This is a genomic window from Streptomyces sp. NPDC093598 (assembly GCF_044764825.1).
GTDB lineage: Bacteria > Actinomycetota > Actinomycetes > Streptomycetales > Streptomycetaceae > Streptomyces.
In genome coordinates this window covers 1-17,837 of sequence record NZ_JBIWIV010000019.1, presented here as the reverse complement: position 1 = coordinate 17,837, position 17,837 = coordinate 1, and the positions used below count along the sequence as shown (strand labels likewise).

The following is a 17,837-nucleotide window of genomic DNA, read 5'->3' as shown; positions in this document are numbered from 1 at the left end:
GCCGGTGTTCCTGGCGTCACAGCCGGACCGGGAGGGCTTGGAGGCTGCGGTTGAGCAGCGACGGCTGCCACTGCGGCTCGCTGCCCGTGAGGGCGAGCCGCGGGGCCACGGCCAGCAGGTCGGTGAGCGCGGCCCCGGCCACCAGCCGGGCCAGCGGCGCCCCGAGGCAGAAGTGCGCGCCCTGGCCGAAGGCGAGGTGCGGGTTCGGTTGCCGGCGCAGGTCCGGTTCGTCGGGACGCTCGAACCGGGAGGGGTCGCGGTTGGCCGCGGCGGTGACCAGGTAGAGCCGGTCACCGCGGCACAGGGTCCTGCCCTCCAGTTCGAAGTCGTGCCGCACCTGCCGGACGGACATCTTCGACGGCCCGTCGAAGCGCAGCAGCTCCTCCACCGCGACGGGCGCCAAATCCGGTTCCTGCCGCAGGAGTCGGAGCTGGTCGGGGTGACGCAGCAGGTTCCAGGTGCCCACGGCTATCAGGTTGCTGGTCGTCTCGCCGCCGGCGAACGCGATGTGGGTGAGCATCGCGACGAACTCGTCCTCACTGACCGTGTCGTCGACGACTCCGCCGGCCAGCGCGGCACTGATGAGGTCTTCCTGCGGTGCGGAGCGGCGCCGGCGCACCAGGTCGCGCAGGTAGGCGAACAGGTCGAGCAGGGCGCGCTGGGAGTCCTCGTGTTCCTGCGCGGACTGCACCGCGCCGAGGGCCAGGTCGCCGACCTGGAGCGCCCAGCGCTGGAACTGTGCGGTGTCGGATGCCGGCACCCCCATCCAGGCCGCCGCGACGGTTGCCGGCAGGGGGCGGGCCAGACCGGCCACCAGGTCGATCGACTGCCCGCCGTCCCGGACCCGTGCGGCGAGCCCGGCGACCGCCTCCTGCACCATCGGCCGGTTGCGCCGGATCTGCTTCGGCCCGAACGCCCCCCGGAAAGCGCTGCGCAGACGCCGGTGCTCGGGCGGGTCGACGAAGACCATCCAGCCGGCCATGATCTCGAAGGTGCGGGCGGCTTCCGGGCCCAGCAGGTGGCGCGGTGTCTGGGCCAGCATCGGGGTGATCCGGTCCGCGGAGACGGCCGGCTCGGAGAAGCACGCGGTGACGGACTCGTACCCGGTGACCAGCCAGGACCGCTGCACCGGGCTCCAGTGCACGGGTTCCGTCTCGCGCAGCCGGGCGAAGTACGGGAAGGGGTCGGCGACGAGGTCGTCGTCCAGCAGATAGCGGTCGGTGACCTGCCCGGTGCTGGTCATGTCGTGCGCTCCATCGACTCGGCGGCGATGGCGGCGATCGCCGCCACCTCCGGTTCGGTGACCATGCTCCGGTGGGTGCCGGGCAGGTGGTGCAGGGTGAGGGCGCCCGGGAACATCTCCCGGCAGCGCCGCTCGTACGCCGCGGGGTCCTCTCCGGCGACGACGGAGGGCCGGCCGGGGGCCGCGGTGGACGCCTCCGCGCTGACCAGCAGATGCACCGGCCCCTGGTAGGGCTCGGGACGGTAGGTCGCGGCCGCGCGCAGCAGCGCGGTCCACATCGCCACCGGCCAGTCCGCGCCCAGCGCGGCCTCCGCTTCGTCCACCCCGGCCGCGAGGAGCGTCGCCACCAGTTCCCGCTCCTGGCTGAGCCGGGCGGGCGTGCCCGGGGAGAGCGCGCGGATCGCCTCGCGCAGAGCGACGGCCTTGTCCAGCAGGTCCAGCGCCTCGGTGACCGCGAACATGCCCGCCTCGTCCGGCACCGCCGGTTCCACCAGCAGCAGGGTGTCCACCTGCTCGCCCTCGGCGGTGAGCAGGATCGCCATCTCCTGGGCGATGTTGCCGCCCATCGACCAGCCGAGCAGCGCGTACGGGCCGTGCGGCTGGTGGGTGCGCAACTGCCGGACGTAGTCCGCCGCCAGCCCGGTCATGGTGTCCGCGTCCGTGCCGCCGTCCAGGCCGCGGGCCTGAAGCCCGATGACCGGCCGGCCGGGGGGCAGGGCCTTGGCCAGCGGTAGGTACCAGGCGACGCTGCCGCCGCTGGGGTGGACGCAGTACAGCGGTCGCCCCGCGCCCTCGCGCAGTACGACGAGGACTTCGCCCCGCGGTGCCGGTGCTGCGCCGGGGGCCGCCTGGTGGCGGCCCGCCACGGCGGCGGCCAGTGCCGCCACCGTCGGGTGCTGCAGCACGTCGGCCACGCCGACGGGCAGGCCGAGGTCGCAGGCGCGTGCCGCGACGCGGACGACGGCCAGGGAGTCGCCGCCGACCTCGAAGAAGTCGTCGTAGACGCCCACCCGGTCGAGCCGCAGGGTCTCGGCCCACAGCTTGGCCAGTTTCGCCTCCGCGTCGGTGCGCGGCTCCACGTAGGGGCGTTGCGGATGGGCGGTCGGGCCGGGTTCCGGCAGCCCGGCGCGGTCGAGCTTGCCGTTGGCGGTCATCGGCAGCGCGGTCATGGGTACGAACGCCGCGGGCACCATGTAGCCCGGGAGCCGGTCGCGCAGCCAGCGCCGCAGTTCCTCGGCGGTGGGCGCGGCGGCGCCCGCGGCGGGCACCACGTAGGCCACGAGCCGGGCGTCGTCGCCGGGCCGGTCCGTCCGGGCGAGCACGGCGGCGACCGCCACGTCGGGGCGCGTCGTCAACGTGGTCTCGATCTCGCCCAGTTCGATCCTGCGCCCCCGGATCTTCACCTGGTCGTCGAGTCTGCCGCCGTACTCGAGTACGCCGTCCGCCTGGTGCCGTCCCCGGTCCCCCGTGCGGTACAGCCGCCCGCCACCGCCGCGCGGGTCGGGGACGAACCGCTCGGCGGTCAGTGCGGGCTGGCCGACGTAGCCGCGGGCCAGTGCCGCGCCGCCGAGGTGTATCTCCCCCGCCACTCCGGCGGCGACCGGGCGCAGGTCGTCGTCGAGGACGAGCGCGGTGGTCCGCTGCAGAGGGCGGCCGATCGGCAGGCCGACGGCGTCGTCCGCGACGGTGTCCACCTGGTGGGAGGTGGCGATGAACAGGCTTTCGACGGGACCGTATCCGTTGACGATCCGCAGGTCGGGCCGGCTGCGGCGCAGGGCACGGACGTGCGTCGCGGAGGCCGTCTCGCCGCCGAACAGGATCTGCCGGAGTCCGTCGAGCCCGTCCGGCCGCTCTTCCACCACCAGGTTGAACAGTGTGGTGGTGAGGAAGGCGGTGGTGACGCCCCGGGTGCGGATCACCTCGGCGATTCCGGCCGGGGTGAGGGGCCCGGCCGGGTGGAGAGCGCAGGTCCCGCCGTGCAGTAGCGGGCCGAGGATTTCGAAGACGGCCGCGTCCCAGTTGAGGCTGCTCAGGTGCAGGACGGTCTCGTCCGCGTCCAGGTGGAAGGCGGCCCCTTGGTCGAGCAGGGAGTCGACGACGGAGCGGTGCGTCACCACCACACCTTTGGGGCGGCCGGTGGAGCCGGAGGTGTAGAGCACGCACGCCGGGTTGTCCGCGTCTGCGTTGCCGCCGGGGTCGCCGGCCGGGTCGGCGGCGAAGGTCTCCTCGGAGAGCGGGACGACGGCGCGGATTCCGTCGGGCAGCGCCCGCAGATGGACCGGCTCGGCGAGCACCACGTCGGCGCCCGTGTCCGCGGTCAGCCGGTGGAGCCGATGGGCAGGATCCCGTGGGTCCAGAGGCAGGTATGCCGCACCCGACTTGAGGATGCCGAGGACACCGACGACGAGGTCCGCGCCACGGTCGGCGCACAGTCCGACGACGCGTTCCGGGCCCGCGCCGAGCCGTCGCAGATGGTGGGCGACCCGGTTGGCCCGCCGGTTCAGCTCGGCGTAGGTGAGCGTGCCGTCGCCGGCAGCCAGGGCCACACCGTGGGGGCGGGCGGCCACCTGGGCCTCGAACACGTCGACGATGCTGCGCTCGTCCCGGGCGAGGTCCCCGCCCGGTGTCGTCACCGGCGTGCCGTCCGTCGCAGCGGGCAGGCCGGGAACGGCCTCCGGGTCGTCCACCATCGCGGTCAGCAGGGTGCAGTAGGCGTCGGCGAGGCGTTCCACCTCGGCCGGTGACATCCGTGCGGCATCGGCCTCGAAGGACACACCCGTGGGACCGGTGGTGACCATGAGCCCGAAGTTGGTCCGGGCGATCTCCTCGATCTCCTGCTTGTGCTCGTTGCCCAGGGCGTGGAAGTGGACGTAGTTGAAGGCGGTGTCGACCAGGACCTCACCCGCCCAGCGGCCGCGTTGCAGTTCGGCCAGGGGGAAGCGGCGGTGCGGCAGCACCTCCTGCTCGGCGGCGAACACGTCACGCAGCAGCTCCACCCAACTGGTGGCCGCGGAGCGGACCCCGAACGGCACCACGTTGAGGAACACGCCACGCATGCCGTCCGAACCGGCCCTCTCAAGACGCCCGTTGGTGGACAGGCCCGTCGAATAGGCCTCACCGTCGGCGAGTTGTCCGAGCAGCTGGTAGTAGGCGGTGAACAACACCGTCTTGCGCGGCACGCCGGCCCGGGCCGCGAGGGCGTCGATGCCGGCCGTCAGATGGCCGTACGCGCGCAGCGCCTCGCAGGTGGGCGCGCCGGTCCTGCCGCCTCGCGAGCGGGGCAGCCGTACCGGCGGGAACGACTCCACCATCCGGTCCCAGAACTGCCGGGCGGCCGGGTCGGCGAGGGCGGCACGCTCCAGAGCGACGTATTCGGCGAAGCGCGGTACCGCGGGGCCTTCGGCCGGTTCGGGCTCGCCGGTCCTGATGCGGCGGTGCCGGTCCACCAGCTCGGCGATGAGCGAGGTGAGGCTCCAGCCGTCCAGTACGGCGTGGCAGTCGGTGAGGGTGAGCCGGTACTCGGTGTCGTTCAGCACATGCACGTGGAGCCGGATCAGCGGGGGCGTCGACAGTTCGAACCAGCGCTTGGCCTCGGCGTCCAGGTGGGCGCGCACCCGGTCCGACTGGGTGACCTCGTCGGCGCCGCGCAGATCGTCCACGCCGACCGGGAGTCCGGCGTCGGGGTGGACCAGTTGCAGCGGTTCGTCGTAGCCGCTCCAGTCGAAGCCGGTGCGCAGGATCTCGTAGCGGCGCACGGCCGCGTCGGCGGCCTGCTGCATCGCCCCGGCGTCGAAGCCGGCCGGCTCCTGGATGCGGAAGCTGGTGACGTTGTGATAGGCACCCTTGCCGGCGTCGGCGAGCAGTTCGTAGAGCATGCCCTGCTGCATCCGGGTCAGCGGGTAGGCGTCTTCGACATGGTCCGGGAGGCGGTCGCGGTCCGCGGGCGACACCATGGCGAACCGTTCCACCGGCCCCTGCCGCCGCCCGTCGCGTTGCCGGGCATCGGCGGCGGCGTCGACGGCCCGTGCGAGGTCGCCGAGCATCTGGTGGGCGAAGACGTCACGCAGTTCGACCGTCGTTCCTCGCCGCTCGGCCAGGCCGACGACGCGCAGCGCCAGGATGGAGTCGCCGCCGAGTTCGAAGAAGCGGTCGGTGACCCCGACCCGCCGCAGGCCGAGCGCCTGCGCCCATACGTCTGCCAGGACCCGCTCGGTGGGGGTGGCGGGCGGGACGAAGGCACGTGCGGTGTCCAGGGCGGTGCCGTCCATCTGTGCGAGCGCCCTGCGGTCCGTCTTGCCGTTCGCGGTCAGCGGCATCTCCGGCACGACGGTGAAGGTGGCCGGCACCATCGGCTCCGGCAGCCGTCGCAACAGCCAGTTCCGGAGTTCGTCGCGGTCGACGCCGGTTCCCGTCACCAGGTAGGCGTGCAGCCGGTGTTCGCCGGTGCGCTCGCCCCGGGCGAGCACGGCAGCCTGCTCGACGGCGGGATGTCCGAGCAGTGCGGCTTCCACCTCGCCCAGTTCAATGCGGTGACCACGGATCTTGACCTGGTCGTCGGCCCGCCCCCGGTACTCCAGCGTCCCGTCCGGCAGCCGGCGTGCCCGGTCCCCGGTGCGGTAGAGCCGCGCACCGGGTGCGGAGCCGTACGGGTCGGGAACGAACCGGTCGGCCGTCAGTCCCGGCTTGCCGAGATAGCCGCGGGCCAGGCCCGCACCCCCGATGTACATCTCGCCGACGACTCCGGCGGGTACCGGGTTCAGGTGCGCGTCGAGGACGTGGACGGTCAGGTCGCCGAGCGGCAGACCGATCGGCGATGCGGTGCCGCCGGTGAGATCGCCGGGCGTCACGGTGTGGTGGGTGACGTGCACGGTGGTTTCGGTGATGCCGTACATGTTGACCAGCTGCACTCCCGTGCCCGGCCCCGCCAGCCAGCCGTCGAACTCGGACAGGTCGAGTTTCTCCCCGCCGAAGACCACCGTGCGCACGCCCAGTTCGGCGAGCGGCCGTGTGCCGAGAGCGGCACGGAGGTTGCGAAACGCGCCGGGGGTCTGGCTGAGGACGGAGACCCGCTCGGTCTCCAGCAGCGCGGCGAAGCGCTCGGGGTCGCGCGCGGTGTCCTTGTCGGCGATGACGACGCTGCCGCCCCGGGCGAGCGCGCCCCACAGTTCCCAGACGGAGAAGTCGAAGGCGTACGAGTGGAAGAGGCTCCACACGCCGCCCGGCGGCAGTCGGAGGTCGGCCTCGCAGGCGTCCAGGAGCCGGACGGCCTGCCGGTGCGGGATGCACACGCCCTTGGGGCGGCCGGTGGAACCCGAGGTGTAGATGACGTAGGCGAGCCGGTCCGCGTCGCCCGCCAGGGCGGGATCGTGTTCCGGCTGCCTGGCCAGGGCCGCGTCGTCGAGCGTGATCTGCTGCCCCGCTCCGGCCGGCACCCGGTCGGTGAGCCCGGGCGAGACGACGGCCGTGTGCGCGCCGGCGTCAGCGACGATGTACTCCAGCCTGTCGCGCGGATACTCCGGGTCGAGCGGCAGGTAGGCGCCACCGGCCTTGAGGATGCCCAGGATGCCGACGGCCAGATCGGCTCCGCGCTCCACACAGAGCGCGACCACCGATTCGGGGCCGACACCCGCGGCGCGCAGCCGGTGCGCGAGCCGGTTGGCCCTGCGGTTCAGGTCGGCGTAGTCGAGCCGGATCTCTCCGGCGATCAGCGCGGGGGCGTCGGGCCGGGCGGCCGCGAGCCGTTCGAACCGCTCGTGCAGCAGGTCGCCGCTGTCGTACGACGCCGTCGGCGTGGCCCACACGGCGAGTCGCCGCCGCTCGTCCTCGGGCAGCAGGGGCAGGCGGGACATCGGTGTGTCGGGGTGCGCGACGGCCGTACGCAGCAGGTGGAGGTACTGGTCGGCCCAGCGCCGTACCGTCTGGGGGCGCCACAGCCCGGCGCGGTGGAAGAACGCGCCGGCCAGGCCGTCGGATGTGCGGGCGGTCTGGAGGATGAGGTCGAACTTGACCGCGTCCAGCTCCAGCGGGAAGCGGGTGGCCGTGACTCCGGCGAGCCGTACGGGCCGGTCGTCGGCGTCGTCCTCCAGCGTGAACATGGCCTGGAACAGCGGCGTACGGTCGAGGTCCCGGTCGGGGCGGACCTCGTCGACGACCCGCTCGAACGGCACGTCCTGGTGGTGGTAGGCGCTCAGGGCGTCGTCCCGGACGCGTTCGAGTACCTGGCCGAACGACGGGTCCCCGCCGAGGTCGGCGCGCAGGACCAAGGTGTTGGCGAAGAAGCCGATGAGGTGCTCCACCTCCGGCCGGTTGCGCCCGGCGACCGGGGTGCCGACGCCGAAGTCGCTCTGCCCGCTCCACGTGCCCAGCAGCACCTGGTAGGCGGCGAGCAGCGTCATGTACAGGGTCGCGGAGCGGTCCCGGCCCAGCCGTTCGAGGCCGGCCACCAGCCCGGGCTCCGCGTGGAACTCGCACACGGCGCCCGCGGCGTCCCGCCGGCCCTCGCGGTCCAGGTCGTTGGGCAGTTCCAGCGGCGGCAGTCCGGCCAGCCGGTCGCGCCAGTGTCCCAGTTCCCCGGCGAGCCGCTCCCCGGTGAGGGTGCGGCGCTGCCAGGCGGCGAAGTCGGCGTAGCGCAGGGGCAACGGGGGCAGGGCCGAACCGGCGTACAGCGCCTCCAGTTCGCGGACCAGGACGCCCATCGACCAGCCGTCGAAGGCGATGTGGTGGAAGGCCATCAGCACGACGTGGTCGTCGGGGGCGAGCCGCCATGCCGTCACCCGGAACACCGGGCCGGTGGCCAGGTCGAACGGCTCGCGGGCCAGGTCACGCGCCGCCCGCGCCACCTCCTGCTCCGAGCGTGCCGCGCACCACCGCACGCCCTGCCAGCCCGGATCGATGTCCTGGTGCACCCGGCCGTCGACCACGGTGAACCGGGTCCGCAGGGTGGCGTGGCGGGCCACCACCTCGTCGAACGCCGCGCCGAGCCGGGTGGAGTCCAGCGGGCCCTTGAGCCGCCAGGCCACCGCGATGGTGTACGCCGGGCCGGGTCCTTCCAGCCGGTCGAGGAAGAAGAGACGTTCCTGTCCGAAGGACACCGGCAGTGAGCCGGTGCCGGGGACGGGAGTGATCGGGTCCGGGGTGTCGAGGTGTTCGACGCGGCCGGCGAGCCGTCGGCGCAGCAGCTCCCGCTGTGCGGGTGTCAGGCCGTTCACGTGGTTCCCTTCGCTTCCTGGGCGAGCAGCTTCCTGGCGAGCCCGGTGATGGTCCGGGCCTCGAAGAAGGCGCGGAGGCTGATCGTGGTGTCGAGCTGGGACCGCAGCCGGGAGATGACCCGCAGCGCGGTCAGGGAGTGTCCGCCGAGGGCGAAGAAGTCGTCCTCGACGCCGATGTCGGCCCGGCCCAGCAGTTCGGACCAGATCTCGGCGATGGCCTTCTCCGTCGCGGTGCGCGGGGCCACGTGCGTGCCGCCGGGGGCCTGACCGGCCTCGGGCAGCGCCGACTTGTCGACCTTGCCGTTGCCCAGCAAGGGCAGCGTGTCGAGGACCACCAGGTCCGCCGGGATCATCGCGTACGGCAGTGCGGCCTCCAGGTGCGCCCGGAGCTCGTCGGCCGTGACGGCGGTGCCCGGGGAGCGTCCGGCGTAGCCGGTGAGTTTCCAGCCGTTCGTGCCGTCGGGGCGGGCCACGACGGACGTGGCACCCACGGCAGGGTGCGTGGCGAGCGCCGCCTCCACCTCGGCCGGTTCGATCCGGACGCCGCGGACCTTGACCTGCTGGTCGAGACGGCCCCGGAACTCCAGCCTCCCGTCCGGCAGCAGGCGGGCGGCGTCGCCCGTGCGGTACATGCGGGAGCCGGGCAGGCCGAAGGGGTCGGGGACGAAGGACTGCGCGGTCAGGCCGGGACGGCCGTGGTAGCCGCGGGTCACGCCCCGTCCACCGATGTACAACTCCCCGTACACGCCCCATGGTTGCGGACACTGTGCGGCGTCGAGCACGTGCACCGACGTGCCCGGCATCGGCCGGCCGATGGGCACCGTCCGGTAGGGCACCGACGGGTCCAGGTCCTCGAACGTGGTGGTGAGCGTGCATTCGGTCGGCCCGTACTGGTTGACCACCCGGCGCAGGTCGGGCAGGGCCTCGTGGAGACGTGCCAGCAGGGCGGGTGTGCAGGGTTCGCCGCTGAGGACCAGCAGCCGCAGGGCCGGCAGCCGCTCGACGCTCAGCTCGCCGTCGTCGAGGAGCTGGTGGAGCAGGGACGGCACCATGCTCAGGATCGCGGTCGGCGCGGGAGCGCCTGGTCCGTCGGCCTCGAAGCCGGACAAGTCCGGCCGGTCGGCCATCAGCACGGTCGCCCCCACGGCGAGCGGTCCGAGGCAGTCGCGCAGGAACGCGTCGAAGGACGTGGACGCGCGTTGCAGGACCACGTCGTCCCGTTCCAGCCGGTAGTGGGCCAAGCACGTGTCGAGGTGGTCGGCGATGTTCGCCCTGGCCACCAGTACGCCCTTCGGGGTTCCGGTGGAACCGGAGGTGTAGACCGTGTAGGCGAGGTGTTCCGGGGCATGGGGCACGTCCGGTGCCCCGGCGGGGCAGTGGTCGAGGGCGGGGTCGGCGAGGGTGTCGGAGTCGACGACCGTGAGCATCCCGGAGTCGGCTGCCAGCAGCTTGAGTCGGCGCTCGGGCTGATCGGGGTCGAGGCCGACGAAGGCTCCGCCCGCTTTCCAGATGCCCAGCACCCCGACCACGGTGTCGATGCCGCGTGGCACGCACAGCCCGACCCGGGACTCGGGCGTCACGCCGAGCCCGACGAGGTGGTGGGCCAGCCGGTTCGCCCGGCGGTCCAGCTCGGCGTACGTGACCCGCTCATCGCCGCTGATCACCGCCGTCGCGTCCGGGAAGTCCCGTACCTGGTCGGCTATCCGGTCCAGGACCGGTCGGCCGTGCCGCGCCGCGGGTGCCGTAGCGCTCGACGCCGTGTCCGCCTCGGTGAGGGCGACGGCGCCGACGCGGGCCGTGGGGTCGGCCACGACAGCGCCGAGGAGGGCGGTGTACGCCCGCGCCATGCGCTCGACGGTGTCCGTGTCGAAGATGTCGGTGGTGAAGTCGATCGTGCCGGCCAGTCCGTCCGGGCCCTGCACCAGCTCCAGAGTCAGGTCGAGCTTCGCAGCGCCCCGGTCGGCGGGCAGTGCGGTGCCGTGCGCCGTGCCCAGCCGCAGGGTGTCCAGGTTCCAGCCGTTGAAGCTGAACATCGCCTGGAACAGCGGCGAGCGGCTCAGATCACGTTCCGGGCGGAGCTCCTCCACGAGGCGGCCGAAGGGCATGTCCTGGTGCTCGTAGGCGTCGAGGGCGTCGTCGCGTACGCGGCTCAGCAGCTCGTCGAAGGTCGGGTCGCCGGACAGGTCGGCCCGCAGCACCAGGGTGTTCAGGAAGAAGCCGACGACGTCGCGGACCTCGGGCCGGTCGCGGCCGGCGACCGGCGTACCCACCGCGAAGTCGGTCTGCCCGCTCCACCGGCCCAGCAGCGCCTGGTACGCGGCCAGCAGGGTCATGAACAGGGTGGCCCCGTGCCGTCGGCCCACCTGCTCCAGTCCAGCGACGAGTTCCGGTCGGACCGTGAACCGCACCGCGTCGCCCGAGCGGTCGCGGACGGCCGGGCGGGGGCGGTCGGTGGGCAGCTCCAGCACGGGCAGGTCCGCCAGGCGCCGCCGCCAGTGCGCCAGCCCGCCGGCCAGACGGTCGGCGGACAGTTCCCGGCGCTGCCAGGCCGCGAAGTCGGCGTACCGGACGGGGAGTTCGGGCAGGGCGGTGCCGTCGTAGCAGAGTTGGAGCTCGCGGATCAGCACCCCCATGGACCAGCCGTCCGCGACCGCGTGGTGCATCACCACCGCCAGGACGTGCTCGTCCGGGCCGGCGCGGTACACCACCGCCTTGAACAGCGGGCCCGCATGGAGGTCGAACGGCTCGCGCACCAACTCCCGGACCCCCTGGACGGCTTCGTCGAGGGAGAGGGCCTCGTGCCGGTCGAGGCCCTTCCAGTGCGCGTCGATGTCCTGGTACGCGACGCCGTCGACCAGGGTGAAGCGGGTGCGCAGCACGTCGTGGCGGGCGACCAGCGCGTCGAACGCGTCCGTCAGCCGGTCGAGGTCCAGCGGTCCGGTCAGCCGCCACACGGCGGGGATCGTGTACGCCGGGCCCGCGCCCTCGAGGACGTCCAGGAAGACCAGTCGCTCCTGCCCGAACGACACGGGCAGGCCGCTGGTTCGCTCGCCGCGTGTCATCGGGGCGCCGGCCGGACCGGCCTCACCCAGCAGGCGGGCCAGTGCCTCGATGGTGCGGGTGCGGAACAGGTCACGGAAGGTGATCTGCCGTCCGGTGCGCTCCGCCACGGCCGCGACCATGCGGATGGCCAGCAGCGAATGCCCGCCGAGGGCGAAGAAGTCGTCGTCCATGCCCGGCGTGGGGACTCCGAGGATCTCGGTCCAGGCCTCCGCGAGGAGCCGTTCCAGCGCATTGGCCGGTTCGGTGCGGCCGTCGCCCGGGGTGTGCTCCGGCTCGGGCAGCGCGGCCCGGTCCACCTTGCCGTTGGGGGTCAGCGGCAGTTCGCCCAGCGTCACCACGGCGGCAGGCACCAGGTAGGAGGGCAGGTGCTCACCGAGGAACGCCCGGAGGGCGGCCGGTTCGGCACTGTCGACGACCGCGTAGGCGACCAGGCTGAGAGCGCCGCTGCGGTCGGGACGGGCCAGCACGGTGGTTTCGCGGACCGCCGGGTGGCGGCGCAGCACGGACTCGATCTCGCCGGTCTCCACGCGGAATCCCCGGACCTTCACCTGGCCGTCGGCGCGGCCGACGAACTCCAGCCGGCCCAGTGCGGCCCACCGCACCAGGTCTCCCGTGCGGTAGACCCTGCCGCCCGGCGGGCCGAACGGGTCGGGCAGGAACCGGTCGGCGGTCAGCGCCGGCCGGCGCAGGTAGCCACGGGCCAGACCGGCTCCGCCGATCAGCAGCTCTCCCACGACGCCGACCGGTACCGGCCGCAGCGAGGCGTCGACCACGTAGGCGGTGGTGTGGTGCAGGGGTCGTCCGATCGGCACCGGGCGGCCGTCGGCAGGTTCGGTCACCGGGTGCCAGGTGGCGAACGTCGTGGACTCGGCCGGGCCGTACATGTGCAGCACCCGTCCGGGCGGGTCGGCGAGCAGCGTGTCCACGGCGTGCGGATCCGCGGCCTCACCGCCGAAGAGTACGTGGCGCAGACCGGTCAGGGCGTCGGGGCGTTCCCGCACGACCTGGTTGAACAGGGCCGTGGTGAGGAAGAGCGTGGTGACACCGTGTCCGGCGAGATGGCCGGCGAGAGCGTCGGGAGACAGCGCGATATCCGGCGGGGTCACCACGATCGCCGCCCCTGCGACCAGCGTCGCCCAGACCTCGAAGGTCGCCGCGTCGAAGACGGGGTTGGCCGCGAACGCCACCCGATCCTCGGGGCCGAGGTCGACATAGCCGCCTTCGCGCACCGTACGGACCAGTCCGCGGTGGGTGATGCCGATGCCCTTGGGTGTGCCCGTGGAACCGGACGTGTAGACGACGAAGCCGAGTTGGTCCGGGTGCACGCTCACCTCGGGCGAGGCGTCGGGCAGGCCGTCCGTTTCCGCGGCGACCCGGGACAGGTCGACCACGCGGCACCTCAGACCCTCGCTGTCCAGGTGCCCGGCGGTGGTGAGGAGGAGGCCGGCTCCGGTCTCCTCGATCACATGGCGGCTGCGCTCGACGGGCTGGTCGGCGTCCAGTGGCACATAGGCACCGCCCGCCTTGAGCACGGCCAGCTGGGCCAGGACCAGTTCCGCGCTGCGCGGAAGGGCGACGGCCACGACGGCCTCCGGGCCCACGCCCAGGGCGCGCAGGTGGTGTGCCAGTCGGTTGGCGCGGCGATCGAGTTCGGCGTGGGTCCACACCGTGTCGCCGTCCACGACGGCCGGCCGGCTGCCGTGCGCGGCCGCCTGTTCGGCGACGAGCTCGTGCAGAGCCCGCTCGGGCACGGTCGGCCGCGGCGCGGTGCCCGCCTGGATGAGCTGGTCGCGGTCGGCCGGGGCCAGGACGTCCCAGTCGCTGAGGCGGTCGTCGGCGTCGGCGGCGAGCACGCGCAGCACATGCCGGTAGCCGTCGGCGATCCGCTGCGCCGTCGCGGGGTCGAACAGGGCGGTGGCGTACTCGATGAGTCCGGTGCAGGAGCCGTCGGCGGCCTGGTCGACGAAGAGCGTGAGGTCGAACTTGGCGGTCCGCCAGCCCAGTGGTATCTCCTCGGCCGTCGTGCCCGGCAGCCGCAGGGCCGTGCCGGCACCGTCCCGCAGGGCGAACATGGTCTGAAAGATTGGTGTGCGGCTGAGGTCGCGCTCGGGCTGCAACTCCTCCACGACCCGCTCGAACGGCACGTCCTGGTGCTCGTACCCGCCGAGTGTGGCCTCTCGGACACGGCTCAGCAGTTCGGCGAGGGTGGGGTCGCCGGCCAGGTCCGCGCGGACGGCGATGGTGTTGACGAAGAACCCGACGACGTTCTCCACGTCGGCTCCGGTCCGGCCGGCGACCGGGATGCCCACCACGAAGTCGGTCTGTCCGCTCCACCGGGCCAGCACCACCTGGTACGCCGCCAGCAGGAGTGTGTGCAGGGTCGTCGCGCCGTCCTGGGCCCGGCGCGCCAGCGTGCGCAGTGCCTCTTCGGGGAGGTCGAACCGGTGGGTGGCTCCCCCGGTGCCGAGGACCGCCGGGCGCGGACGGTCGGTGGGCAGGTCCAGGACGGGGGCGCCGTCCAAGGCCCGCCGCCACCAATCGAGTTGGTCGGTCATGCGCTGCCCGGTCAGGGCGGCGCGCTGTCGACGAGCGAAGTCGGTATAGCGCACCGTCGGCGCGGGCGGCGTGCCTCCGGCGTACAGCTCGCCGAGTTCCCGGGCGATGACGCCGAGGGACCAGCCGTCCGCCACGAGGTGGTGGAACGTCATGAGCAGCACGTCATGGTCCGGCAACCGGATCACCACGGCCCGCCATACAGGCCCGCCGGCCAGGTCGAACGGCCGGCTGATCTCGATCGCGGCGCCTTCGTCGCTCCACTGCGGCGCGTCGATCAGGCGCAGGTCCACGACGGGGCCGGGCTCGACGACCGGTGCACTGCCGACTCCGGGGAAGCGGGTGCGCAGGGCGTCGTGCCGGACGGCGAGACGTTCCAGCGCCCGCCGCAGGGCCGCCGGGTCGAGCCGTCCGTCCACCCGCCAGGCGATCGGGATGACGTACGTGGCGCTGCCGGGGTCCATGTGCTGGAGGAACAGCAGCCGTTCCTGCCCGAACGAGGCGACCGGCGGGTCGTCGCCGGTGGCCGGGGCGGCAGGCGGCTCCTCGGGGACGGGACCGGTCTCGGGGGCGGGGCCGGTCTCGGTGAGGTGACCGGCCAGTTCCGCGATCGTCGGCTTCTCGAAGAGGTCCCGGATCGAGAGGTGGATGCCTGCTTCGTCACGCAGGCGTGAGATGAGGCGGACGGCGAGGAGGGAGTGGCCGCCGAGTGCGAAGAACGGGTCGTCGACGCCGACGACAGCCACACCGAAGATCGACGCCCAGACCGCGGCGAGTCGCTCCTGCAGCGGGCCGTGCGGCGCCCGGTACGGGACGGGCAGGTCGGGCCTGCCCAGTGCGGGCAGCGCCTTGCGGTCAAGCTTTCCGCTCCCGGTCAGGGGCAGTTCGTCCAGCTCGACGAGGGCCGACGGGACCATGTAGGCGGGCAGCCGGTCGCCGAGCGCGCTGCGCAGTGCCGCCTGGTCGAGCCCGTCGTCCGTCGCGACGACGTACGCGACGAGTCTCTGGTCGGCACCGGAGCCGCTCGTCACCACCACGCTGGTACGCACGCCAGGCTGGTCGTTCAGCGCGGCCTGGACCTCACCGAGTTCGACCCGGTTGCCGGCGAGCTTCACCTGGTCGTCGGCCCGGCCGACATAGTCCACGACACCCGGCCGATGCCAGGCCGCCAGATCGCCGCTGCGGTACATCCGGCCGCCTGGCTCGCCGAACGGGTCGGGCAGGAAGCGCTCGGCGGTGAGGCCGGGCTGGCCGGAGTAGCCGCGCGCCAGTTGCACGCCCGCCAGGTAGAGCTCACCCTGGCCGTCGTCCGCCACGGGCCGCAACTCGTCGTCGAGGATGTGCAGTTGTGTTTCGGTGACGGCGGCGCCGATCGGCACGCCCGGCTCGGTCCAGCCGGGGCGGCACGGCCACGCGCTCACCTCGATGGACGCCTCGGTCGGTCCGTAGAGGTTGTGCAGCTCTACGTGCGGCAGCACGCGCAGCACCCGGTTCGCCGTATCGACGGGCAGGGCCTCCCCGCTCGCCAGGATGCGGCGCAGGCCGGTGCAGTCCGCAACACCCCGCTCACCGGCGAACAGCGCCAGCATGGTGGGGATGAAGTGCACGGACGTGATGCCGCGGCGCTGGATCAGATCGACGAGGTATCCGCTGTCCCGGTGCCCGCCGGGCCGGGCGATGACCAGCCGGGCCCCCACCATCAGGGGCCAGAACAGCTCGTGCACGGAGACGTCGAACGCGTACGGCGTCTTCTGCAGCACCCGTTCGTCCGATGTCATGCCGTACTCGTGCTGTCCCCAGCGCAGACGGTTGCAGACGCCCCGGTGTTCGACGATCACGCCCTTGGGCCGCCCGGTCGAGCCGGAGGTGTACATGAGGTACGCGGCGTTGCGGTCGTCGACCTGTACGCCACAGGGCTCGTCCGGCTCCTGTGTGATGTCGGCGGGGGACACTTCGGGCAGGCCCGGCAGACCGAGATCCACGTCCATGCCGGGCCCGCGCACCAGGGCAACGGCGCCCGCCTGCCGCGCCATGTACGACAGCCGCTCCAGGGGCAGTTCGAGGTCGAGCGGCAGGTAGGCGGCTCCCGTCTTGAGGACCCCCAGGAGGGCGACGACCAGGTCCAGGGAGCGCTGTGCGCCGACCGCGACGACGGTCTCCGGGCCGGCACCGTGCCGGCGCAGCGCGTGGGCCAGACGGTTCGCCCAGCGGTCCATCTCTCGGTACGTCAGCTCCTCGCCCTCGAACTCCAGGGCCACCGCGTCCGGGGTACGTCGGACCTGCGCCTCGACCAGTCCGTGCATCGTGCTCATGCCTGCTGCTCCTTCTCCACCCGGTCCTGCTCCCCCAGCGCCCGCTCCACGTCCTCGGACAACTCCTGCTCTCGCAGCGCCTGCTCGACGTCCTCGGCGCTCATCGCGGCTATCTCACGCATCAGCTGCTCCTCGACGGCGTCGGCGAGACCGGTGATGGTCGGCCGTTCGAAGAGAGTGCGCACGCCGACGTCGACGCCGAACACCGCGCGCAGCCGGATCACGGCCCGGGTGGCCAAGAGTGAGTGGCCTCCGAGGTCGAAGAAGTTGTCGTGGATGCCGATCCGGTCGAGTCGCAGGACTTCCTGCCAGACCTCGGCGACCGCCTGTTCGGTGGGAGTGCGGGGCGCCTGGTAGCTCTCACGAAGGTCGGGACGGTGCTGGTCGGGGTCGGGCAGCCGACCCCGGTCGACCTTGCCCCCGACCGTGCGGGGAAGCTCGTCCAGCGCGATGGACAGGGCGGGCACCATGTACGCCGGCAGCCGCTCACCGAGCCAGTCGCGCACCTCGTCGCCAGTCGGACCCCTCCGACCGGCCAGATAGGCCACCAGCCGGTCCTGCCAGACGACCACTGCCGCATCGTCGACGCCGGGGTGCTCCCGCAGCCGCGCCTCGACCTCACCGGTCTCCACCCGGAACCCACGCACCTTGACCTGGTCGTCGGCACGCCCGCAGAACGCCAGTTGACCGTCGTTGCGCCAGCGCACCAGATCACCGGTGCGATACAGCCGCCCACCCGGGCCGGCCCCGAACGGGTCGGGCACGAACCGCTCCGCCGTCAACCCGGCCCGGCCCACATATCCACGAGCGAGCAGGGCTCCGCCGATGAACAGCTCACCCACCGCACCGACCGGCACCTCACGCAACCGCTCATCAAGGACGTAAAGGCAGCGGTCCCCCACCGCGCGCCCCAGCGGCACACCGCCCTCCCACTCCCCCACACCCGCCGGCACGTCGAACACCGTCGACGACACCGTCGCCTCCGTCGGACCGTAGGTGTTGACGACAGCCATGTCGGGGAAGCGCTGGTGCCACCAGGCGAGGTCGGCCGGACGGACGACATCACCGCCGAGCACCAGCAGGCGCAGTCGGCTGAGGTCGAGGTCGGCCGCTCCGGTTCCGGACAGCTCGGCGACCAGTTCGCCGAGGTAGGCCGGGACGACCTCCATCACAGTCACTTCGTGGTGTTGGAGGTGGGTGAGGAGTTGGTCGGGGGCGATCAGCCCGTGTTCGGGCAGCACCAGAGCCGCCCCGCACGTCAGCGCGGGAAAGATCTGCTCCACCGACGCATCGAACGCCAACGCCGCGAACTGCAACACACGATCCGCCGGACCCAGACCGAACCTGCGGCGCATCCGACCCGCATGAGCCGCGAACGCACCCCGACCCACACCCACACCCTTGGGCCGACCCGTCGAACCCGACGTATAGATCACATACGCCAACTGCTCCACCGCA

General features: G+C 72.9%; 4 protein-coding genes. All 4 read right to left on the bottom strand.

From position 1 onward, the window contains the following. Positions 1-16 precede the first annotated feature (16 nt). Genes ACIRDU_RS34255 through ACIRDU_RS34240 form a run of 4 tightly spaced genes read right to left on the bottom strand, consistent with a single transcriptional unit; the run spans position 17 to position 17,833 of the window. The gene (locus ACIRDU_RS34255) at positions 17-1,243 is read right to left on the bottom strand and encodes a cytochrome P450 (protein ID WP_403587112.1); all 1,227 of its coding nucleotides are present in this window, start codon (positions 1,241-1,243) and stop codon (positions 17-19) included. Next, the gene (locus tag ACIRDU_RS34250) at positions 1,240-8,451 is read right to left on the bottom strand and encodes an amino acid adenylation domain-containing protein (RefSeq protein ID WP_403587109.1); all 7,212 of its coding nucleotides are present in this window, start codon (positions 8,449-8,451) and stop codon (positions 1,240-1,242) included. Before ACIRDU_RS34250 ends, ACIRDU_RS34255 begins: the two co-directional genes overlap by 4 nt. Then, positions 8,448-16,379, bottom strand: a complete 7,932-nt coding sequence (locus tag ACIRDU_RS34245) for an amino acid adenylation domain-containing protein (RefSeq protein ID WP_403587107.1) — start codon at positions 16,377-16,379, stop codon at positions 8,448-8,450. The genes ACIRDU_RS34250 and ACIRDU_RS34245 overlap by 4 nt, the downstream gene beginning before the upstream one ends. Then, entirely contained in the window at positions 16,376-17,833 is a 1,458-nt protein-coding gene (locus ACIRDU_RS34240) for an amino acid adenylation domain-containing protein (RefSeq protein WP_403587381.1), read from the bottom strand. Before ACIRDU_RS34240 ends, ACIRDU_RS34245 begins: the two co-directional genes overlap by 4 nt. Positions 17,834-17,837: the final 4 nt, after the last annotated feature.

Bases quoted from the DNA above. Each gene is read 5' to 3' on its own strand.
- ACIRDU_RS34255 (WP_403587112.1), bottom strand. From the start codon at position 1,243: ATGACCAGCACCGGGCAGGTCACCGACCGCTATCTGCTGGACGACGAC.
- ACIRDU_RS34245 (WP_403587107.1), bottom strand. From the start codon at position 16,379: ATGAGCACGATGCACGGACTGGTCGAGGCGCAGGTCCGACGTACCCCG.